Origin of the sequence: Romboutsia sp. 1001713B170131_170501_G6, assembly GCF_015668195.1 — a bacterium.
Classification (GTDB): domain Bacteria; phylum Bacillota; class Clostridia; order Peptostreptococcales; family Peptostreptococcaceae; genus Romboutsia_C.
The window spans coordinates 1,085,701-1,108,412 of record NZ_JADPFC010000001.1 but is presented as its reverse complement, the minus strand read 5'-3'; the positions used below and the strand labels follow the sequence as shown (position 1 = coordinate 1,108,412).

General features: G+C 25.7%; 24 protein-coding genes. 20 read left to right on the top strand and 4 right to left on the bottom strand.

Annotation, left to right across the window (positions count from 1 at the left end):
- Positions 1-138 precede the first annotated feature (138 nt).
- From I4U89_RS05570 to I4U89_RS05555, 4 genes are all read left to right on the top strand, one after another.
- Positions 139-1,227, top strand: a complete 1,089-nt coding sequence (locus I4U89_RS05570; RefSeq protein WP_195939121.1) for an SIR2 family protein — start codon at positions 139-141, stop codon at positions 1,225-1,227.
- A gap of 51 nt (positions 1,228-1,278) precedes the next feature.
- Positions 1,279-1,767 carry a prolyl-tRNA synthetase associated domain-containing protein gene (locus I4U89_RS05565; RefSeq protein ID WP_195939119.1) on the top strand — a complete coding sequence of 163 codons (489 nt, stop codon included), beginning with the start codon at positions 1,279-1,281 and terminating at the stop codon, positions 1,765-1,767.
- A gap of 24 nt (positions 1,768-1,791) precedes the next feature.
- Entirely contained in the window at positions 1,792-2,484 is a 693-nt protein-coding gene (locus tag I4U89_RS05560; protein ID WP_195939117.1) for a DUF554 domain-containing protein, read from the top strand.
- A gap of 275 nt (positions 2,485-2,759) precedes the next feature.
- Positions 2,760-3,617 carry a kinase gene (locus I4U89_RS05555; RefSeq protein WP_195939115.1) on the top strand — a complete coding sequence of 286 codons (858 nt, stop codon included), beginning with the start codon at positions 2,760-2,762 and terminating at the stop codon, positions 3,615-3,617.
- A gap of 34 nt (positions 3,618-3,651) precedes the next feature.
- On the opposite strand, the gene I4U89_RS05550 is transcribed toward I4U89_RS05555, so the two are convergent.
- Positions 3,652-3,837: a hypothetical protein gene (locus I4U89_RS05550; RefSeq protein ID WP_195939113.1), complete on the bottom strand. Its 186-nt coding sequence runs from the start codon at positions 3,835-3,837 to the stop codon at positions 3,652-3,654.
- A 280-nt stretch (positions 3,838-4,117) separates the two neighbouring features.
- Between I4U89_RS05550 and I4U89_RS05545 the strand changes: the two genes are divergently transcribed.
- From I4U89_RS05545 to I4U89_RS05475, 15 genes are all read left to right on the top strand, one after another.
- Positions 4,118-4,765: a 4Fe-4S binding protein gene (locus I4U89_RS05545; protein ID WP_195939111.1), complete on the top strand. Its 648-nt coding sequence runs from the start codon at positions 4,118-4,120 to the stop codon at positions 4,763-4,765.
- Positions 4,766-4,890: 125 nt separating this feature from the next.
- Entirely contained in the window at positions 4,891-5,934 is a 1,044-nt protein-coding gene (locus I4U89_RS05540) for an ABC transporter substrate-binding protein (protein WP_195939109.1), read from the top strand.
- Positions 5,935-6,133: 199 nt separating this feature from the next.
- Positions 6,134-6,892 (top strand): hypothetical protein, encoded by a 759-nt coding sequence (locus I4U89_RS05535; RefSeq protein WP_195939108.1) that lies wholly within the window; start codon positions 6,134-6,136, stop codon positions 6,890-6,892.
- 260 nt (positions 6,893-7,152) lie between these two features.
- A complete protein-coding gene (locus tag I4U89_RS05530) occupies positions 7,153-8,331 on the top strand; it encodes an MFS transporter (protein WP_195939106.1) in 1,179 nt (392 codons plus the stop codon).
- Between the two features lie 391 nt (positions 8,332-8,722).
- Positions 8,723-9,787 (top strand): sulfurtransferase, encoded by a 1,065-nt coding sequence (locus tag I4U89_RS05525; RefSeq protein ID WP_195939103.1) that lies wholly within the window; start codon positions 8,723-8,725, stop codon positions 9,785-9,787.
- Between the two features lie 143 nt (positions 9,788-9,930).
- Entirely contained in the window at positions 9,931-10,287 is a 357-nt protein-coding gene (locus I4U89_RS05520) for a hypothetical protein (protein ID WP_195939100.1), read from the top strand.
- Positions 10,288-10,467: 180 nt separating this feature from the next.
- Positions 10,468-11,688 (top strand): ABC transporter substrate-binding protein, encoded by a 1,221-nt coding sequence (locus tag I4U89_RS05515; RefSeq protein ID WP_207744117.1) that lies wholly within the window; start codon positions 10,468-10,470, stop codon positions 11,686-11,688.
- Positions 11,678-12,538 carry an ABC transporter permease gene (locus I4U89_RS05510; protein WP_195939098.1) on the top strand — a complete coding sequence of 287 codons (861 nt, stop codon included), beginning with the start codon at positions 11,678-11,680 and terminating at the stop codon, positions 12,536-12,538. Before I4U89_RS05515 ends, I4U89_RS05510 begins: the two co-directional genes overlap by 11 nt.
- 8 nt (positions 12,539-12,546) lie before the next feature.
- Entirely contained in the window at positions 12,547-13,341 is a 795-nt protein-coding gene (locus I4U89_RS05505; protein ID WP_195939096.1) for an ABC transporter permease, read from the top strand.
- A gap of 20 nt (positions 13,342-13,361) precedes the next feature.
- A complete protein-coding gene (locus tag I4U89_RS05500; protein WP_195939094.1) occupies positions 13,362-14,390 on the top strand; it encodes an ABC transporter ATP-binding protein in 1,029 nt (342 codons plus the stop codon).
- A 160-nt stretch (positions 14,391-14,550) separates the two neighbouring features.
- Positions 14,551-14,850: a (2Fe-2S)-binding protein gene (locus I4U89_RS05495; protein ID WP_195939092.1), complete on the top strand. Its 300-nt coding sequence runs from the start codon at positions 14,551-14,553 to the stop codon at positions 14,848-14,850.
- Between the two features lie 444 nt (positions 14,851-15,294).
- Positions 15,295-16,860: a ribosomal protection-like ABC-F family protein gene (gene abc-f, locus I4U89_RS05490; RefSeq protein WP_195939090.1), complete on the top strand. Its 1,566-nt coding sequence runs from the start codon at positions 15,295-15,297 to the stop codon at positions 16,858-16,860.
- A 308-nt stretch (positions 16,861-17,168) separates the two neighbouring features.
- Complete coding sequence (locus I4U89_RS05485) at positions 17,169-17,957, top strand: threonine/serine ThrE exporter family protein (RefSeq protein WP_195939088.1); 789 nt, start codon at positions 17,169-17,171, stop codon at positions 17,955-17,957.
- Positions 17,957-18,433: a threonine/serine exporter family protein gene (locus I4U89_RS05480; protein ID WP_195939086.1), complete on the top strand. Its 477-nt coding sequence runs from the start codon at positions 17,957-17,959 to the stop codon at positions 18,431-18,433. The genes I4U89_RS05485 and I4U89_RS05480 overlap by 1 nt, the downstream gene beginning before the upstream one ends.
- 92 nt (positions 18,434-18,525) lie before the next feature.
- Positions 18,526-19,008 carry a zinc ribbon domain-containing protein gene (locus I4U89_RS05475; RefSeq protein ID WP_195939084.1) on the top strand — a complete coding sequence of 161 codons (483 nt, stop codon included), beginning with the start codon at positions 18,526-18,528 and terminating at the stop codon, positions 19,006-19,008.
- A 91-nt stretch (positions 19,009-19,099) separates the two neighbouring features.
- On the opposite strand, the gene I4U89_RS05470 is transcribed toward I4U89_RS05475, so the two are convergent.
- The 3 genes from I4U89_RS05470 to I4U89_RS05460 all read right to left on the bottom strand — a co-directional run bounded on the left by I4U89_RS05470 (position 19,100) and on the right by I4U89_RS05460 (position 22,288).
- Positions 19,100-20,521, bottom strand: coding sequence for an MDR family MFS transporter (locus tag I4U89_RS05470; protein ID WP_195939082.1), 1,422 nt, complete (start codon positions 20,519-20,521; stop codon positions 19,100-19,102).
- Entirely contained in the window at positions 20,511-21,401 is an 891-nt protein-coding gene (locus I4U89_RS05465; RefSeq protein WP_195939080.1) for a TetR/AcrR family transcriptional regulator, read from the bottom strand. The genes I4U89_RS05470 and I4U89_RS05465 overlap by 11 nt, the downstream gene beginning before the upstream one ends.
- 305 nt (positions 21,402-21,706) lie before the next feature.
- On the bottom strand, positions 21,707-22,288 hold the full coding sequence (locus I4U89_RS05460; protein ID WP_195939078.1) for a DUF2284 domain-containing protein: 582 nt from the start codon (positions 22,286-22,288) through the stop codon (positions 21,707-21,709).
- A gap of 195 nt (positions 22,289-22,483) precedes the next feature.
- Between I4U89_RS05460 and I4U89_RS05455 the strand changes: the two genes are divergently transcribed.
- A complete protein-coding gene (locus I4U89_RS05455; protein WP_195939076.1) occupies positions 22,484-22,666 on the top strand; it encodes a hypothetical protein in 183 nt (60 codons plus the stop codon).
- Positions 22,667-22,712: the final 46 nt, after the last annotated feature.

Genomic DNA, 22,712 nt, shown 5'->3' with positions numbered 1-22,712 from the left:
ATAACCACCTTAATGGTGGTTTTTTACATACTTTAATAGACATAGCCTATTATATAATAAGAAGATTTATGATGAATTATAAATTTTAAAAAAATTAATATAATAAATAAAGACTTTAAATTAGTAAAGGAGGACAAAATGAATATAAGTATATTTCTTGGAGCAGGAGCATCTGCTGCTGAAAATTTGCCAATACAAAGTGACCTTTTTGTAGATTACTTTAAAAGTTTAAAAGATAATGATTTTGAAAGTGACATGAATAAAGAACTATACAAATTCTTTAAACAAATGTTTGATATAGATATAACAAAAGATGATATGGATAAAGTAAACTTTCCAACCTTTGAAGAAGTGCTAGGACTTCTTGATTTAGCAGAAAAAAGAGGAGAAGCTTTTAAAAACTTTGGTATGGAAAATTTAAGTAATAAAAGTGATAGTATAAGATTTTTAAGACAATACTTGATTTTATTAATGGCAAAGGCAATACATGAAAGTGAAAATAGAAACAACAAATATCATAAGCTATTAGTAGATAATTTATCTAAAGCTAACTTAATAGAAAAGACAACATTTATAAGTGCAAACTATGATATACATGTAGACAACACCATAGCATCTTTATACAGTGAAGAAAAAAATCATATAATGCTAGATTATGGAGTTGACTTTACTAATTTTTATGTAAAAGATGGATGGAGAAAACCATTTGGAAAAACTATAAAACTATATAAAATACATGGATCGCTAAATTGGCTATATTGTCCTATATGTAACAGTTTAACATTAACTCCTTATGAAGGAGGGGTTATGAGATTATTATATAATATAGAAGATGCTAAATGTTTAGAGTGTGGTGAAACTACTATACCTATAATAATACCGCCTACATATTTTAAAGATATGTCAAATGTTTATATATCTAATGTTTGGAGAGAAGTAGAAAAGAATTTAAGAAACGCGGATATACTTGTATTTTGTGGATATTCTTTTCCTGACTCTGATATACATATAAAGTATATGTTAAAAAGAGTTCAAGGAAGTAGAAAAAAACCTCCTTTAAAGATTATGGTATTTAATAACCATGAAGGAAAAAAAGATTACTCTATGAGAAAGGAAGCAAAAAGATATAAAAGATTCTTAGGGGAAGATGTGATATATACAGAAGGATCTTTTCAAGATTTTTCTAGAAATCCATTAAAGTACTTACAAGAAATTACTAATATTTAGTATAATTAAATATAAATAATATATAATCACAAAAGATATAAGGAGAAATATATGAACATAGAAAATAAGGTATACAAAATATTAGATGATTTAAATATTGAGTATGAAGTATTTGAACATGAACCAATATATACAGCAGAGCAGTTAGAAATTATAAAAGATGTGGCTAAGGGAAATCATTGTAAAAATTTATTTTTAAAAAATTCTAAAGGAGATAGATATTATCTAGTAGTAGTTAGAGATGATAAAAAAGCAGACTTAAAAATATTAAAAGAACAATTAGGAAGTACTAGATTATCTTTTGCATCACCAGAAAGACTATATGACACATTAAAACTTACACCAGGTAGTGTTAATCCATTTTCTATAATAAATGATGAGGAGAAAAAAGTAACCTTATGTATAGATAAAGATGTACTAGATGGACAAAATCTAAACTTTCATCCTAATATAAATACAAAGATGGTTAATTTATCATTAGAAGGTCTTGAAAAGTTTGTGCATAGTATGGGATATAATTTAATACCTGTAGAAGTTTAAAGATTAAAATATCGGGGGGATATTATGATAGGAACTATTGTAAATAGTATATCTATTGTTTTAGGTTGTATAATAGGAATTATTGTCAAGGGAAGACTAAGTGAAAAAATAAATAATACTGTAATGAATGGTTTAGCACTTTGTGTTATATACATAGGCATAGAGGGTTCCTTTAAAGGAGAAAATACACTTTTAACTATAGTTTGTATAGCTTTAGGGGCTTTATTAGGGGAAATTATAGACATAGACAAATGGCTAAATAAATTAGGAGATTATTTAGAAGTAAAGTTTAATAAAGGTAAAGAAAAAGAAGCTGTATCTATATCTGAAGGATTTGTATCTGCTAGTTTATTATTTTGTGTTGGAGCTATGGCTATAGTTGGCAGCCTTCAAAGTGGATTAAGTGGTAATCACGAAACATTATTTGCTAAGTCTATATTAGATGGTGTTAGTGCTATTATATTTACATCAACTCTTGGTATAGGTGTTTTATTTTCAGCAGTATCTGTATTTTTATATCAAGGGATTATAACAATACTTTCATCTAATTTGTCGGGAATACTTTCAACACCTGTTATAAATTCTATGACTGCTATAGGTAGTTTACTTATAATAGGTCTTGGGCTTAATATGTTAAAAGTTACTAATATAAAGGTAGCTAATTTACTTATAGCAGTATTTTTACCTATTATAGCAGGTATGATAAATATTATATAAATAATACTTCGTAAAAAGATTGAATTATCTAAGATATAAGATAATTCATTTTTTATGTTTTTGAAAAAATATTATTAATTGTTTTAATAAAAAATCGAATTTTGTATATAGTACTAGCAAAATATTACTAAAGACCTCTTATTAATATAAAATAACACCATATATTTAAATAGAAAAAATAAAACGTTAGACAAATTACGTATTTAAAAGGAAAATAAATTTTAAAATCAAATATTAGAAATATAGAAGGTTTTATATTGATAGGAGGAAATTAAATGGTTACATTTGATATAAATGGAGCAGTTGTAGAGTTTGATGAAAAAATGGATAATTACAATAAAGTGAGACGATTATTTAAGCTATATGCTATAGAAGTTAGTGAAAGTTTTTACAATGAAGGGATTAAACATATTCAAAATATAAATAATCTACAAGAGTACTGTAAAAATGATGGTTATAAATACATAGAAGAAGGGCTAAAAAAAGCTATAGAAACTATAATTAGCTTTAATGTAATAACAATAGACATAGACGTATTTAAAAAAAGTTATTGTGAAAAATACTTAAACTATGAAAGAATGTGCAATAATTTATTTAAAAGTAAAGGGAAGAGAAACAACTTTAAAAATAATGAAACTAAATCAATACTAGAATCATTATCTCAGAATTTATATAATGATTGCTTTAACATACATATGGCAGTAGTAGATGCACTTGTAGAAAATAAAGTAGATAAAATAGGCCTTTTCATAGATGAAGAAAGTAAGCAAAAATCTAATGCACTATTTAATAATTACAAAGATGGATTTATAACTAGACTAAATGAAGCTCAAATAGTTAAACAAATAATACATTTAAATCCATATAGAGAAGATGTGTATAAGTTTTTAATAAAAGAAGATGGAGATTTTAATAAAGAAATAGAAAGATTAACAACTTACTTAGGGTATGATATAAGTGATTATAAAGATTATTTAATGGATAATTATGTTAAACAGCTATTAAAAGAACATTCTTATAATCTTGAAATAGATAAGGAAAAAATAGAAAAGTATGCAAAGTATGTAGGTTGTAGCAATTCATCTATATATACAGCTAGAATAGATGCTATATATACTTTTGAAAATGCATAAGAAAAGGGCTAGGTGATTCTAGTCCTTTTTTATATTAATAATATAAGATATCATCTTTTTCAAATCCATAATCTGTGTCATGAATACTATTTGTATAGTAGTCGTATTCTTCAAAATATTCATCATCATATGATAAAACATCATTATCATATGTAAAATCATTGAAGTTTAGTAAGTTTAATATACTATTTTTTTTAGATGATTTAAAAGATAATCTCATAATAAGCACCTCGTAATTTAAAGTCAGATATTAATACATCCAACTTATTATATTCTTATAATTATTATTAATACATATATAGATAAATATTCATATAAAAAATTTTTAAAATAAATATAAACTATTTTATTATACACCTTCTAAATTGATTCAAATTTTAATAAAAATAATATATTATTTTAAAACATAAGTACATAATTAGAAAATAAGAAAAATATACTTTATACTGAAAGAGTTTAAAGTTAATAATCATAAATAATCTAGATTGAGGGAGTATTTTATGAAAGATAATAAAGCTATATATTTAAAAGAACATAATACATTAAAAACATACAACCAATATATAAAATCTTTTATGTATTGTATTAATAATATATATATATATTCTGTGAGTGAAGATATTGATTTAGTTAATAGGATATATAAAGAGATTGACAAAAATACTAAGAAAATAAAGCGAAACCATAGGATAAATATAAGTGTAAGTGAATCTTGTAGTGATAATTTTGATATTAATGAGTATGACTTATCCATATTAATAAAGAAAAATGTAAGTATGCATAACGGTATGTGTTTTTACTGCAAAACATGTCCGTCTATAAGAAATTGCAAAAGCAGAGCAATGCAAAGAATTTGTAGGGAAGTTCATATAGATAAAGAAAAATGTATAGGATGTGGAGAATGTATTAAAAGATGTCATTTTAAAATAGTAGAAAGAGATAAACCAAATTATAAGATATATATAAAGAATAAATTAATAATTGAAGTAAATACACAAAATGAGTTACTTGAGTTTATAGATAAATTATTAGATTTTTATAAAAATATTTATGATAAATATGAAAGTTTTTCTCAAATGATTAATAGCATAGGAATTGATTATATTAAAGATACGTTAAATAAAAAATTTATTGAAAATAAGTATTAAAAAATATAGCTAATGTAATTTAAAACAAATCTCCTTAAGTAAAGTTGATTTATTACAATGTAACAATTTCAATAAAGAAATAATATTATATATCAGTAGTCAAATATCAACATAGGGGGGATATCATGTTTAAAAAAGCTGTTACACTTATAAGTTCACTAGCAGTTGGATTATTATGCATAACAGGATGTAGCCAAGATGTTAGTGAGGGAAAAAAAACTAGTGAGAAAAAACTAGATAAAGTAACAATAGCTGAGGTTGCTCATTCAGTATTTTATGCACCTCAATATGCAGCTATAACTCAAGGATTCTTTGAAGAAGAAGGTATAGACATAGACCTTATAAATGCTCAAGGAGCTGATAAAACTATGGCAGCATTAATATCAGGAGAAGCACAAGTAGGTCTTATGGGACCTGAAGCATCCATTTATGTTTACAATCAAGAAGAAGAAAATTATGCAATAAATTTTGCACAACTTACTAAAAGAGATGGAAGCTTTATAATAGCCAGAGAAGAAATGCCTGATTTTAAATATGAAGATTTAAAAGGAAAAGAAATACTAGGTGGAAGAAAAGGTGGAGTACCTTTAATGACACTAGAATATGTACTAAAACAAAATGGACTTACAATAGGTGAAAATACAAAAGCTGGTGAAGTAAATGTAAGAACAGATGTGCAGTTTGGAGTAATGACTGGAGCTTTTGTTGGTGGAGAAGCTGATTTTACAACTGCTTTTGAGCCAACAGGTACAGCTATGGAAAAAGAAGGCACTGGTTATATAGTAGCATCAGTAGGTCAAGATTCTGGTGAAATTCCATATACTGTATATTGTGCTACTAAGTCTTTTATGAGCGAAAATAAAGATTTAATACAAAGATTTACTAATGCAGTATATAAAGGACAATTATGGGTTCAAAGTGCATCATCAGAAGAGATTGCTAAAGCTATGCAACCATTCTTTGATGATATGAGCTTAGATGATTTAATATCAGTTGCTGATAGATATAAAGAAATAGATGCATGGTGTCAAGAACCTACATTAAAAGAAGAAAGTTTAAATAAATTAATGGAAGTTATGACTGAAGCTGGTGAATTAGATAAAAAACCTTCATATAGTGATATAGTAACTACCGACTTTGCAGATAAAGCAATAAAAAGTATTGATTAATATAGATAAATAAGGTAGCTAATTTTAGCTACTTTCAGAGTGTAGACAAAGTCTACACTCCTTTATTTTTATTTAATACATAAATATTCAAAGTAAAATTATGACATTTGACATATCTTTATCATATCTACTTATCAATATATATTAATTAATATTGAGCTATTAAAATGTATAAATTATTAAAATGGGGGTATTAAATTTGAAAAGAATAAAATTAATGATGTTATTTAGTTTAGTCATAAGTATAATAATCTGTAGTTTAACAGGTTGTGAATCTGAAGCTGATTCTGAAATTGAAAGAGAAGAAAATTATAAAATGTATTACTTACCGAGATATAGTAATGATAAAGTTCAATATGAAAGAGATACTATAGCTCATGAAAAAGGAGAAATATCAGATGTGGCTAAATTATATTCTTATTATTCGAAGATGCCTATAGAAAGAGAATATATAATGGAAAGAATTGATGAAAAAAATAAGTCTTATGAATATCAAGTAAATGAATTTAAAAGTCAAGACGGAACATTTACTGTTAAAATATATGGTTTAGATGAAATGATACATAATTTAGATATCAACGAAAGTGTTTATTTACATGGAGGTAAAGATATAAAAAAAGTTGAAGTAGATGTTATTAATAATTTTAAAGATATATATTCTGATATTAATCAACATTTAAATAATGTTGAATTTGAAAATGCTATTGGATTAACCGAGTTTTGTAAAAATAATAATTTAGACCCAGAAGTATTTAGAGAAGAAGCTAAAAATATTATGTCAGAAAATTGTGGATATAATAACTATATAATAAATTTAAATAAAGGTTATTTTATTAAAGAAGGGGCTATTTCATGTATAAGATTCCCAGGATATATTATACCAAGTAATAAATATATTACAGTTGCAATAGATATTGAAACTGGAATTGGGGTTATAACACCACTATATTTTAAATAGATTAAAAAACAAAAAGTAGATTTATAATCTACTTTTTATTTTTTATTTGAATAAATAGAAAATAGCAAATATTATTCTGAATATATAAAATTAAATGTTATAAACAAACACAAAATTGATTTGGTGTTATGACAGAGGTTTTGAGTTTGAATATAATATTTTATGATATATGTTTATTTAAGTATTTAATGTTTTACACATTTATATGTTTTTGTGATATAATTATTAAGATTTAAAATAAAATGACTTAAGGAGTAAATATGGACAAGATAAAAATGAGAAAGATATTATTTATAAATTTCATAACTATGGCAACCTTTAATATGGCACATCCTGTAACACCATCACTTATAAATGCCCTTAGTTTACCTACATATATGTTTGGAGTACTATACTCAACTATGGCAATATCTCATTTTGTAATGTCACCTATATGGGGAAGTTTATCTGACCAAAGAGGGAGAAAGAAATTTTTAGTTATTGGGGTAATTGGTTATGGTATGAGCCAATTAGGATTTGGATTTATAGAAAGTACACCACTTATACTTATGTTTAGGATAACTGGTGGAGCGATGTCAGTAGCATTTATAACTACTTGTATAGCTTATGTTAGTGATATATCTTCAAAAGAAGAAAGAACAAAATATATGTCATATCACACAGCGACTACATCAATAGCAAGTTCTGTTGGAGCTCTTATGGGGGGATTTAGTGGAAATTTAGGTTATAAATTTGCATTTTTAACTCAGTTTATATTATGTTTATTAGTTGCAGGGGTTATATACTTTGTTTTAGATGAAACTATTGATAAAAAGCTTGGTAAAATAGAGATTTATACTAAACATCTTAAAAAAGGAAATAAGTCAACTTCATTAAATCCTACTTTAAGTATTATGATGATAGTTATGACTTTAATAACTATAGCAACAACTTCATACAATTCAACTATAAACTATTATATAGAATCAGTGCTAAATATGCCAACTACAGTTAATGGTATTGTTATGGCATTTGCTGGGGTTGTAGCTTTAATTATGAACTTATGTATAAATCCATATCTAAGTAAAAAATATAATGAAAAATACACCCTAATAGTAGCTTGTATGGTATCTGGGATAAGTATGATAGTAGCATCATTATTTAACAACATATTAATTAGCTTTATGTTTATAATGGTATTCGTTGGAAGTAGCGCTTTAATTACTCCTATACAACAAAGTATAGTATCAAAACTTGCAAGGGAAAATTATGGTGAAATAATGGGTATACAAGGCTCATATAAAGCTATTGGTATGATTGTAGGGTCTTTAGCATCTGGATTTATATTTGATATAGGTAATAAATTACCATTTATATTAAGTGGGATATGCTGTATGACAGTATGTTTACTTGTACCAAGAGTGTGTTTAGAAGAAAAAACTGAAAAAGTTATTGCATAGATTAAAATCGCCAAACAAAATAAATTATATAAAATGATAAATACTAATAAAAGCCATGAATATAGAAGTTTATTCTATATACATGGCTTTTATTAATTTAAAAGTTGTAAACCAATATTAATTGAGAATGATGAATATAATAATGTACTAATGTTAATATATAGAAAATATAAATAATACAAATATTAAGTATTTGAATTTTGTATAAGTATTGGAGATTTATATGAATTATGATAAAATTATCGAGGTCAAATTTCAGTAAATTCAAATCTTTTAGATTTATTTTTATGGTAGCAATTTTTCTATGTGTTTAAACAATTGAGAGTGATATTAAGATCACCTAAAGGCACTATCATTTTAAGAAGATGATAAAAAGTAACGGAGGACAATTATGAAAAGAAAATTAATTAGTGCGCTAGTTGGTATCACAATGATAGCAACAATGGCGGTGGGGTGTAGCAATCCCTCAAATGATTCTCAAAAAACAACAGAAACTAAATCAGATGTAAAGGCAGAGCAGGTAGATACAAAAAAAGTCTTTGTATCACCTAAGTGGGTGCAAAGTGTAATAGATGGAAATCAACCAGAGTCTAAAAATTATACTATATTAGAAGTTTCATGGGGGACTTATAAAGACAGTCCAACTTATACAAAAGGACATCTTCCAGGAGCTTTACATGTAGATACTTCAAGTGTTGAATCTGAACCAATTTGGAACATATCAGACCCTAAAGTAGTTGAAAAAGGTATGTTAGATTTAGGAGTTACAAAAGATAAAACTGTTATCTTATATGGAACAGATATCTCAGCGGTAAGTAGAGTGGCATATGCATATCTTTGGGCAGGTGTTGATAATGTAAAAGTCCTAGATGGCGGACTTGATGCATGGAAAAAAGCAGGTTATCAAACAGAAACTAAAGTTGAAAAAGCAACACCAGCAAAAGATTTTGGAACAACTGTTCCAGCACATCCAGAATATTGGATGTCTATAGATCAAGTTCAAGATAAATTAAAGAATGATTCAAACTTCCGTTTAGTAAGTATAAGAAGTAAAGAAGAATTTGATGGTAAAACAAGTGGATACACTTATATTGATAGAGCTGGTGAACCTAAAGGTGCAGTTTGGGGACATGCAGGAAGTAATCCATACAATATGGAAGATTATACACATAAAGATGGAACTGTTATAACTGCTGAAGAAATGGAAAAGTTATGGTCAGATTCTGATATAAATAAAAATAATGAACTTTCATTTTACTGTGGAACAGGTTGGAGAGCATCAGTTCCTTGGTTAATTGCTTATGATGCAGGATGGAATAAGATGACTGTTTATGATGGTGGCTGGAATGAATGGCAAATGCATAATAATCTTCCTGTACAAGTAGGAGATCCAAATAGTGGTAATTGTGTATATACTACAGTGGGTAAACTACCAACAGATAAAGCTGCAAAATAAATAATTTAAAATAGTCACTGCAATAATTGTAGTGATTATTTTAAATTATAGATAATGAGGTTGATATTTATATGGAAAAATTAAAAAAGATTTTTTATATACTGACTACCATATTAGAAATTTTGCTCTTAATTGGAGCATATATGGTAAATTATTTTACTCATAAGAAGATGGGAATGTTACGACATGTCGTACATAAAAATTATGTTTGGGAAAATAAATATCCTATAGAAACTATACAATATATTTCCATAATAGCACTGATAATATTAATGCTATTAGTATTAATACTATACATAAAGAGAAAAGCAAAGTTAAAAAAAATAGTGACTACTATGAGTATTACTATGGTTATATTTGTACTTTTCTTTACAGGATTTATATTAATATATTCAGCAGAAGAAATAAGAGCATTTTATTATATGAGTTTTATGATTGGTTTAATGACATTAATACAGATTATTAAGACTTTTATAGGAATTATTTGGTATAAAAATTAAAAATAAATGGTATGCTAGATATTTTTAGAAAGTAGTAAAAATAATTATAGTCTATATATCTACAAAAAGGTATTGATGAAGTCATCAATACTTTTTTAAATACATATAAAAAAATAAAAAACAGATATATAACATAATATAATATTTATAAAAAATAAAATAATATAAAAGGAGATAAATATGAAAATTAAAAAAAAGATAGCAGGTATTTTAAGTATAGTTATGACCATAAGTTTAATTGGATGTTCAAAACCATCTACAAAACCAGAAGACATAAATGTTTCAGATAAAAAATATGAACAATTATTAGAAGAAGCCAAAGGGACTACTGTTAATTTCTATGGTTATGGTGGTAATGAAGTAATGAATAAATGGTTTGATACTTACATAATACCTCAAATGAAAGAAAAGTATAATATAACTGTAAAAAGAGTAGGTATGAATATAGATGAAATATTAAACAGTTTATTATCAGATAAACAAGCAAACAACTTAAAGGGAAATATGGATGTAGTTTGGATAAATGGAGAGAACTTTAAAACTGCAAAAGATAGCAATTTGTTATTAGGAAAGTTTACTGAAAAACTTCCAAACTTTAATAAATATGTAGACACAGCTTCAGAAGATATAACTACAGACTTTGGGACAAAAGTAGACAATATGGAAGCACCTTGGGGTAAAGCACAATTTACAATAATAGAAAATGCTTCTAAAGTAGATAAAGAAATTAAAAACACTAATGATTTAAAAGAAGTAATAATGAAAAATCCAGGTAAATTTACATACCCAGCACCTCCTGATTTTACGGGTAGTGCTTTTGTAAGAAACGTAATATACGATATAGTAGGATATGAAAATGTAAAAGATTTACCAGCAGATGAAAAAAAGGTAAAAAAAGTAATTCAACCTGCTATTAACTATTTAAAAGAGATAAAACCATACTTATGGAATAAAGGTAAAACTTATCCTTCAACAACTTCACAATTAGATAATATGTATTCAGATGAAGAAGTTTATTTTACAATGACATATTCGCCAAATGTAATACCATCTAAAATAGAAAGTAAAGAGTTTAGTCCTGATACTAAGATAATAGAATTTGAAAAAGGAAATATAAGCAATACTCATTTCTTAACAGTACCATTTAATACTCAAAATCAAGCTGGTGCTATGGTTTTAATAGATTACTTAATGAGTATAGATGCACAAGGTTCTAAAACATTTAGCAAAAACTGGGGAGATTCAACAATATTAGATATGAACAAAATACCTAAAAGTGAAAAAGGTAAATTTAGTGATGAAATTATAGTAATAGAAAATGCTGTTCCTGAATTAAGAGCAGAGCTTGTTCCAATAATAGAAAAAATATGGACAAAAGAGGTTTTAGAAAGTGAACAATAAAATAAAACCATATATACTCATAGCACCAACAGCTATACTTCTGTTGTTTATAATGGGGTGTGGAATAATAAATTGTCTATTACAAAGTTTAGGATACTTTCCACAAATAGGTTTTAATGAAATAAATTTTAGTTATTATAAAGAGATTTTAAGAGAGACTTCTTTCTTAAAGTCTCTTCTATTTAGTTTAAATACATCATTAATATCAAGCTTAATATCTGTAATACTTGGTGTTTTCTTAGCCTATTTACTAGCTCAAGATAAGTATTCAAACTTTAGAAATACCATGCTAAACTTGCCGATAATAATTCCACATATAGTAGTAGTATTTTTTATGGTGACAATATTTTCTCAATCTGGAATAATATCAAGACTTTTATATAATTTAGGTATAATATCTGATTCATCACAATTTATAAATTTAATATCTGATAAAAATGGTATAGGAATAATACTTGTATATTTATACAAAGGAATACCTTTTGTAGCTATAACTACTTATAATATACTAAGAAATATAAATGAGAAGCTAGAGGTAGTAGCACTAAATTTAGGTGCTAGTAAATTACAAAGTTTTATATATATAACTTTGCCACTTGCTATGCCATCTATAATATCTTCATTTATAATATTATTTACCTTTGCTTTTGGGTCATATGAAGTACCATTTTTAATAGGACCAAGTACACCTAAAGCATTATCAGTATTAGCTTACAATAATTATATAAGCACGGATTTTAACCAAAAGGCATTATCTATGGTTATAAATATTATATTATCAGGCATAAGTTTTGTTTTATTAATAATATATAACAAAGTTTTTTCGAAAATTTATAAGTATAAATTATAGGTGAAATTATGAAAAGTAAAAAATTAATTTTAGATATATTATTAATAGTACTTATAATACCAATTTCAATACTATTAATATGGACAATAACTAGTAGGTGGACTTATCCAAAGCTAATACCTACAGACTATTCTTTAAGAGGATTTGAATATATATTAAACACTTATAATATAAAAATACTAATTAATAGTATATTAATATCAATAATAGTGATATTAATAACGATTATAATAAGCATACCAGCAGCTAAAGCTATATCAATATATGAATTTAAAGGAAAGAAACTATTTGAAATTTTAGTGCTATCACCAATAATTGTACCTATGATATCTATAGCTATGGGGGTTCACATTACCTTTTTAAGAAATGGTCTAGCAAATAACATAATAGGAGTAATAATTATAAATATACTTCCTTGTATTCCTTATGCAGTAAAAATGATAGCTGATGTATATAATTTAGTAGGAGATAAATTAGAAATACAAGCAAAGCTTCTAGGAGCAAATTCAATAAATACATTTAGATACATAACACTTCCTTTAATACTTCCAGGAATAATAGGCGCATCTAGTATGTGTTTTATAATTTCATTTAGTCAATACTTCTTAACTATGCTAATAGGAGGAGGAAATATAATTACATATCCTATGGTTATGTTTCCATATATACAAAGTGGGGATAGAACAGTAGCAGCACTATACAGTCTAGTATTTTTAATTGTAAGTGTAGTGGTACTAATACTTGTAGAAGGAAAAATAAAAAAGTATTATTTAGATAATAAAAACAATTACTTTTTAGGATAAGCCAATTTAAGGAGAATACAATGTCAAGTGTTAAAATAGTTAACTTAAATAAAAGTTTTAAAAATATAGATGTATTAAAAAATATAAATTTATCAATAAATGAAGGTGAAATAATTTCTTTACTAGGACCATCAGGATGTGGTAAAAGTACCACATTAAAAATAATAGCAGGAATACTTGATTTTGATAAAGGAGATATATTATTTGATGGAAATAGTATAAAAAATACACCTACAGGAAAACGAGATGTAGCTATGGTATTTCAAGATTATTTGTTATTTCCTCATATGAATGTGTTCGAAAATATCGAGTTTGGACTTAAAATGAGGAAAATAAAAAAAACTGAGAGAAATAAAAGAGTACAAGAATTAATAAATTTAGTAAAACTTAATGGATATGAAAAAAAGTATCCCTCACAAATTTCGGGAGGTCAAAAACAAAGAGTAGCAATAGCAAGGAGTTTGGCGATAAATCCAAAGGTGCTACTTTTAGATGAGCCTTTTTCAAATTTAGATATAAACTTAAGACAAGAAATGAGAGAGTTTGTATTAAATTTACAAAAAAAATTAAAAATAACTACAATATTAGTAACTCATGACAAAGAAGAAGCTTTGATGATGAGTGATAAAATAGCAGTTATGGTAAATGGAGAAATAAAACAATTTGATACTCCAAAAAACTTATATGAAAAACCAAATAGCAAAGCAGTTGCGAATATATTTGGAGAAAGAAATTATATAAGTGGTAAAATATATAGTGTATTATTTGAAAATGAATATATTAAGCTAAATTTAGATATTGATAAAAATGAAAGTTTAGATAATGTAGAACTTATGATATCTAAGGAAAATATAGAAATTAATAATGAAAATTATCCAAGTGGAGTCATAGGAAAAATTAAAAAGAAAACATATTTAGGTGAAAATACAATTTATGAAGTAGATACATTAGATTCAATAATAAAGGTTAGTTCAAATAAGCATTTTTATGAAGTTAACCAAAATGTAAAAATAAACTTTAATTTAGAGAATGTAGTTTATTTTACTTAATGAAATTTATAAAGTATGTTTATTACAAAGAGTTAGGAATCTACTTTTAAACTATATATTAGATAAATATTTAATCTAAAGAATTTTGCTTATTATATATTAATATTGGGTATAAATATAATATATTAAGTAATAAATTTAAAAGTTAGGAGAAATACATATGGCACTAGATATGGAAAAATATTCAAAAGTTAGAAAGGCTCAAGCACAGGGAGCTAGAACTATTGAAGAACTTAAAAAAATATCTGATATAGTTATTGAAAATGAAGAAGAACTTAAAGAAGTAGAGGCTCTTATAAAGAATGCATGCAAATGTAAAAATGTATCAATAGAGACAGTAGTAGAAGCAGTAAAAAATGGAGCTGACACTGTTGAAAAAGTTGGAGAAGTTACTAAAGCAGGTACTGGATGTGGAAGATGTAAAGGTATTATATCAAACATAATAGAAAATAAAAGATAATTAATTTATAATTCTATTATAATTAAGGGATATGTTTTACTACATATCCTTTTTTAATTTAAAATCTTAAAAAATTAATTTATAGAATCCTTTAAATTCATATGAGTACTTGAAATTAAGTTACCATAATATTATAATAATATAAAATACATATAGAGGTGATTAGATAAAATGAACAATTAATCTTATTCAAAATAACAATAATATAGTTTAATTAGGTTTTAAAGCATCAAAAATAGATGTTTTATTAAGCTACCCTATAAACTACTTAAAGTTAAGAATAAGATTAAATGTTATAAATAAATCACTCAAATAAAAGCAATCATAGCTTTTATTTGCATGTCATAATATTTAAATATAATAACTTTCTTATCTTTTAAGTAGTAAAAGTACTATTTAAGTTAAGGAAGTTTTTTTATTTCCTTAACAAAGGAGATGATAATTATGGCACAAATTAAAATAAATAATTTAAGCTTTCAATATGATAATCATGGAGATGATATATTTAAAAATGTATCTATAAATATAGATACAGACTGGAAACTTGGATTAATAGGTAGAAATGGTCGAGGAAAAACAACTTTTTTAAAATTACTAAAAGGAGAATATAAATATAGTGGGAAAATAATAAGTCCAGTAAGCTTTGATTATTTTCCTATGGATGTAGATAATGATAATCAAGTAGCTTTAGAAGTTATGAGACAGGCAATAGCACCTTTTACTAAGTGGGAAAAAGAATTAAAAGAATATTCAAGTAATATTAAATATATAAAAGAATATGGGGAAGTATTAGATAGATTTATAAGATATGATGGATATATTATTAATGAAATGATAGAAAAAGAAGTAAGAAAAATCGGGTTAGAACCAGAGATACTTAATAGAAATTTTAAAACATTAAGTTCTGGTGAGCGTACAAAGCTACTATTAGTAGCATTATTTCTTAGAAAAAATAACTTTTTACTTATTGATGAACCTACTAATCATTTAGATGCAGAGGGTAGAGAATGTGTAGCAAGATATTTAAATAATAAGAAAGGTTTTATATTAGTTTCACATGATAGAAATTTTTTAGATAAAGTAATTAATCATGTTTTATCTATTAATAAAAGTAATATAGACATACAAAAAGGTAATTACTCTACATGGCAATTAAATAATGATAGACGAGATGAGTTTGAAAAAGCAGAAAACGAGAAATTGCTTAAAGATATTAAAAGACTTAAAGGAGCAGCCAAACAAAAATCTAACTGGTCTAATAAATTAGAATCCACCAAAATAGGATGTGGTCCTGTAGATAGGGGATATATTGGTCATAAAGCATCAAAGATGATGAAAAGAGCTAAATCTTTAGAAAAACGTCAAAACAAAGCTATAGAAGAAAAATCTAAATTGTTAAAAAATATAGAACAGGTAGAAAAACTCAAAATAGGCAATATAGAGGCAAGCTCAGATAAGTTATTAGAGGTAGTAGACTTACAAATAGTATATCAAAATGAAATATTTAAAAAACCAATAAGTTTTAAAATTAAACCGGGAGAGCGTATTTGGCTAAGAGGAAAAAATGGATGCGGTAAATCAAGCTTAATAAAGTTATTAATGGGTGAAGAAATTAATCATACAGGTTATGTAGAAAAGATAAATAATATATCATATGTTTCTCAAGAAACAGGTTTTTTAAAAGGAAAAATTGAAGATTTTTCCGTAAAAAAAAGAATAAATATGCAGCATTTAAAAAGTAGTTTGAATCAATTAGGTGTTAATAATATTCAATTTGAAAAGAATATAGAACAGTGGAGTGAGGGACAAAAGAAAAAACTACTTATTGCTACAAGTTTGTGCGAACAAGCTCAACTATATATTTGGGATGAGCCACTTAATTTTATTGATGTAATTTCACGTATACAAATAGAAAACATGATTCTTGAAGAAAAACCCACTATGCTCTTTGTAGAACATGATAAATGTTTTGGGGATAAGATAGCTACTAAAATTATAGATATAATATAGAAAGAGTATATATTAAATGTATTTACAATTTTATTATATTATTTAATGATAAATAAAATTGAATTATTATAAAAAAGATAGAGTTGTATTTTGCGACTCTATCTTTTTTATAATAATAAACTATTAATAGAAATGAAGCATTCTTAAATATAATTTCACTGATTTAATTATTTATAATAATGAAAAGTATTTTAAAATATTTAAAAATATTAATTATTTTAAAGTGTAAAAATTTTACTTTATATATCTAAATAGAAGTGATATAATTAATTTCTAATAAAAATAATATGTAAATGAGGGGGTCAACTATGGCAGAAAGTATTAATTACAAATACAAAAAGGATGTCTTGAGATTAGCCACATTTATAGGGCAATTAATGCTTAGTAATGGAGCAGAAACTTACAGAGTAGACGATACTGTAAAACGAATTTGTAAATCTAGAGGATTTTCTCATATAAATGTGTTTATGGCACCCAATACCATTATAGTTTCTGATGATAGATTTGATGGATATACATTTATGAAAGTAATAGAAAATAGGTGTATAAATTTAAATAAAATTGACTTACTTAATGAATTTTCAAGAAAATTTGTTAATGATATAGATATGTCAATAGATGATGCAATAGCAGAATTAAAAAATTTAGAAGATAAATCACCACATACACAAAGAGAGGTAAATATATGGACTGCAATAGGTTCTTCTAGTTTTGCCGTATTAGTTGGAGGAGATAACGTAATAACATTTATGCTAACTCTTATAACATCAGTAATAGCTATGATTACTTATAATAAGGTAAAAAAAATAACAAATATACCTGTTTTTGCAACATTAATTTCATCTATAATTATAGGATTTTGTGGAATAGGTCTTGTAGAACTAGGTATATTAAATACGCCAAAGATGCTAATAGTAGGATCTATAATGCCACTTTTACCAGGAGTTCCTTTTATAAAAGCCATAAGAGATTTAGTATCAGGGGAGTTAATGTCAGGGGTAGGAAGAGCAATTGATGCAGGAGTTATTGCCACAGCTATTGCAGTTGGTGTTGGTATGTCAATGAATATATATGTAAAATGGGGAGGATTGTTATAATGATTTGGATGCCAATGTATATACATATAATATTTTCATACTTAGCAGCAGTTGGTTTTGCAGTATTTTTAAATGCACCTAAAAAAACACTATATATATCTGGTGCTGTAGGAATGATATCATGGACTATATATATAATTTTAATGAGAATTAATTTTGATATGATGAGTGCAAACTTTATAGCAGCATCAATTGCAGCCCTATTATGTGAGATCTTAGCAAGAAAGATGAAAAAGCCTACTATATTATTTGTAGTTCCAGGAATAATAACTTTAATTCCAGGTCTTGGATTATACAACACAATGTATTATGTTATAGAAGGAAATTTCCAAGAATCATTTACCACAGGAGCTAATGTTTTATTTGCAAGTGGCTCTATAGCCCTTGGTGTTATAGTAGTTTCTTCTTTATTTAGGACATATTATAAAAACTTAAGTAAAAAAACAGAAAAAGTAGAAATTCATAAGGTTTCATAAATTATCTAACAATAAAAATAGAATTAGTATTTTAAAAGTAATTAATTTGGTATAATATTACTAAATATCAGTAATACTATTGGAGGAAACAAATGTTTTTTATAATGGGTGTAAGTCAAGAAGAGAAAAAACTAGATTTTGATGAATTTACTATATGCAGATGCTGTGGAAAGTATGGACATGTAGAAGTATATATATCATATTGGTATTTTATGTTTTTCTTCATACCTCTTTTTAAATGGAACAAAACATACTTTGTCAAAATGAATTGCTGTAACAAAGTAGGAAAGTTAGATAATGAAATCGGAAGAAAAATCGAAAAGAAAGAAAAAGTATCTTTAGATGTAGATGATATAGAATTTATTGATTTAGAAAACAGAAATTATTTTAATTATGATAAACCTGAAGAAATTAACAAATCTCTAGAGGATTTGGAGCTTGGAAAAAATGGAATAGAACAAGGAAGAAAAGAAAAGGCTACAGAAATTGCAAAGGAATTACTAGATGTATTACCTGTTGAAGTAATAGCACAAAAAACTGGACTTACTATAGAAGAAGTAGAAAAATTAAAATAAATACACAAAAGATGGTATCGGATTTTACGACACCATCTTTTTATTATTTAAGTTTATATATTTTATTATAACTGTTAATAAAATATATAATTTATTCTAATGCCAAATTCTCGTTACATGCTTTTTTAGATTTTTTCTTATTATCTTTTACATATATTATTGCAATTATTAATCCAATTACTACTAATATAGTAGCCACTCTAAATGCAGCATCCATTCCTTTTATATCAGAAAGAACTCGAGACGTATTTAAACTACTATTTGATACATGTGTCATTATAGATATAAGCATAGATGCACCTATTGCTCCAGAAACTTGTCTAAGTGTTGAACTTATAGCACTACCATCTGCTAGTTCAGATTGTTTAAGTGAATTAAGTCCCCAAGTTGTAACTGGCATTAATAAAAATGTTATTCCTAGCATTCTAAATGAATACATAATAGTTAATGTTAAAATAGATGTTGTTTCACTTAAGTTTGAAAATGCAAATGTACCTATCCCTAAACATAAAAATCCTGATAAAACTGGAATTCTTGCTCCATATTTATCAAGCATACGTCCTGATACTGGGCTTAATAAAGACATAAGTATTGAACCTGGAAGCATCATTAATCCTGGTACCATAGCTGACATCTTTCTTGCTGATTGTATATATAAAGATAAAATCATAGTTGCAGATGTAAATGCTCCATAAGTAATCATTAGCAATATAACTGATACTACAAACTGTTTACTTTTAAATACTCTAAGGTTTAAAAGTGGTACCTCAACCTTGTATTGTCTTATTACAAATAGTATAAGTGATATAATTCCAACTACTATTGGTATATATGTTATAGGATTTGATATTCCATACGATCCAATATTAGAAACCCCTGCTAATAATCCTCCAAATCCTAAAGTTGATAATATTAGAGATATAAATTCAAGTTTAGATTTTTTAATTTCTGTAATATTTTTTAATGTAAAGTGTGCAAATATCATATCTAACACTGCAATAAATGCCAAAATATAAAATAAAATTCTCCATCCAAAGTTATCTATTACATATCCAGCTAATGTTGGTCCTATTGCTGGAGCAACACCGACAACAAAACCATACATACCCATTGCAGCTCCTCTTTCTTCCTTAGGGTATAGGTTTAGCATTGCAACTTGAACTAATTGCATTATTATTCCAGAAGCCATTGCTTGAAAGACTCTAGATACTACTAGCAATGAGAAGTTATTTGTAAATATAGATATTGTACATCCAATAGAAAATAGTAACATAGCACTAATATATAGCTTTTTAGTTGAAAAGTTACTTATTAAATATGCTGTTGCAGGGATCATAATACCTAAAACAAGCATATAAATTGATGTTAACCATTGAGCTGTATCTGCATTTACAGAAAAATCATGCATTATACTCGGTAGCGCTGAAGTTAGTACAGTTTGATTAAGTCCTGTTAAAAACGAACCTAACATTAGTACTGAAACTATTAAATTCCTTAATTTTTTATTCTCCATTTATTATATCCTCTCCTAACTTAGATATTAATCTACTTAATTTTGCTGCATATTCCCTTAGAGGTTCTTGCTTTTCTAAGTATGCTATCATAGCATCCATAGTCAATGAATTATAGTTACCTAAATTAAATTCTTCTTCTATTTTTATAATTGCTTCAGAGAGTTTCTCATTTTCATTTAACTTAGTGTATTCCTTTATAGAATATACTACATTTAAAAATACATCTTTTATAGAATCTTTATAATTATTTTCACCAATTTCATCTATAGAGTAAAAAATACTCTCATTTATAATACTTTTATTGTATCTTAGATTTTTTATATTTAAATCTATTTGTCTAGTTATAAACTCGAATATGTATTCTTCACTAATATTTCTTTTATTCATTTTCATTACAAGATTAAATTCATGAACTAAACTATCTATAACAAATAATAACTCCCATATAAAAGGAGTTATTTCCTCACCATAAACTAATATTAAAGGAATTTTATAACAGTTTATTATATTAGACCTTAAGTTATTTCTTATCTCTATTAAAGAACTACCTTTAATTTCTGAAAATTCTCCTAGGATATGTGAGTTAAAAGAATAGTTATATTTTAGATAATCTGATACAAGCTTTATTTTTTCTTTTAACTTTTCATGTGGCGTTTTGCTATCATCAGTATCTATCAATATAGATGCATTAGAAAATTTTTTGTTAGAATAAATTAGCATTTCCCAGACTAGGTCCTCTTTAGTTGAAAAATGCTTATAAAATGTAGATTTAGATATCTTACATTCTTTTACGATATCATCTATTGATGTATATTTTAATCCTTGCTTATTAAAGCATTTTTGAGCAACTTGCATAATAACTTCTTGTTTACTACTCATAAATCACCTCTTAAAAAAATAGTACTAAAAAGTACTGAATGATACTTTATAGTACTATTATGTATATTTTTATTATTTTTGTCAAGCTGTAGGGTTAATACTATTAAACGTTAATAAAATAATATAGCTATGTTTAATCATAATTTTTATGAACGAAATATATACAAAGAATTAGACAATAGTAATATATACTATAAATATGAAACAGGTAGTAATAGTACGTATTATTTTAGTGATATAAAAATTCCCAGTAGGAATAAAATATAATTAAAATCCCAGATATAAAAAACACTGGGGAATTTTAATTATATTAACTTTAATATAGTATCTCTTAAATTATCTTCACATATATCATTAAAATTAATAGAGCCCATAACAGTACAGTAACTATTTTTATCATCTTCATTCCACATAATAGAATGATTTAGTACATTTTTGCAAACTTTATCTAAATCAAGTCCCATAGCCTCCATACTAAATCTTAATTTCTCGGGAAATCTGCAAGGTAAATTATCTATATATGTGCACTTTTCACAATATATACAACGACCACCATCTGTAAGTAATCCATTAAGCACTTTCTCTAATGGTATTAATAAGTCAGATAATATTCTTCTTAAATAGGGATGAACTTCACTTATGGTTTTACCTTTAGGAACATTCATATACATAGCTATAACTAAAGAAGATTTATAATCTTTAGTGTACTCTGTAAATTTTGGACTATTTGGAGGACATGTATAGCTTAAATTATAGTGAGGACATCCATCTCTACAAAGTCCTGTAAAGTACTCGAAGTCCATATAGCCTTTTAATATATCATTATCACATACATTTGCTTTTAAATTTATATTATTATTATCTTTATTAAAACTTAACTTTATCATAATAAGCTCCTAAATATTATTTTAAGTAGAGTTTATTACCATAATCTTATTATGTCAACTACTACTAGATTAGAAATAAAAATAAAGGTGTTTTAAATTAATATATAGGAGTATAATTGTAGATAAGAATAATACATAAAGGATAGTCATTAAAAATATATATAAATAAAACTATTTAAGAAAGAAGGTCTAAAATTGACTAAAGAGGAATTAGAAATACTTCAAATGTTTGAAAATCCAACTATATATGAAATTAAAATAATTATGGAAGAAACTAATATAGATTTAGAAACTATAATAGCTTATTATAGAGGAAAACTAGATGAAAGTTTATTAGGTGAGAATATACATAGACAAAAAAGAAGTAGAAATAGTTAATGCAAAATATTTAATAATTATAACTAAAATATCCCATATAAGCAAA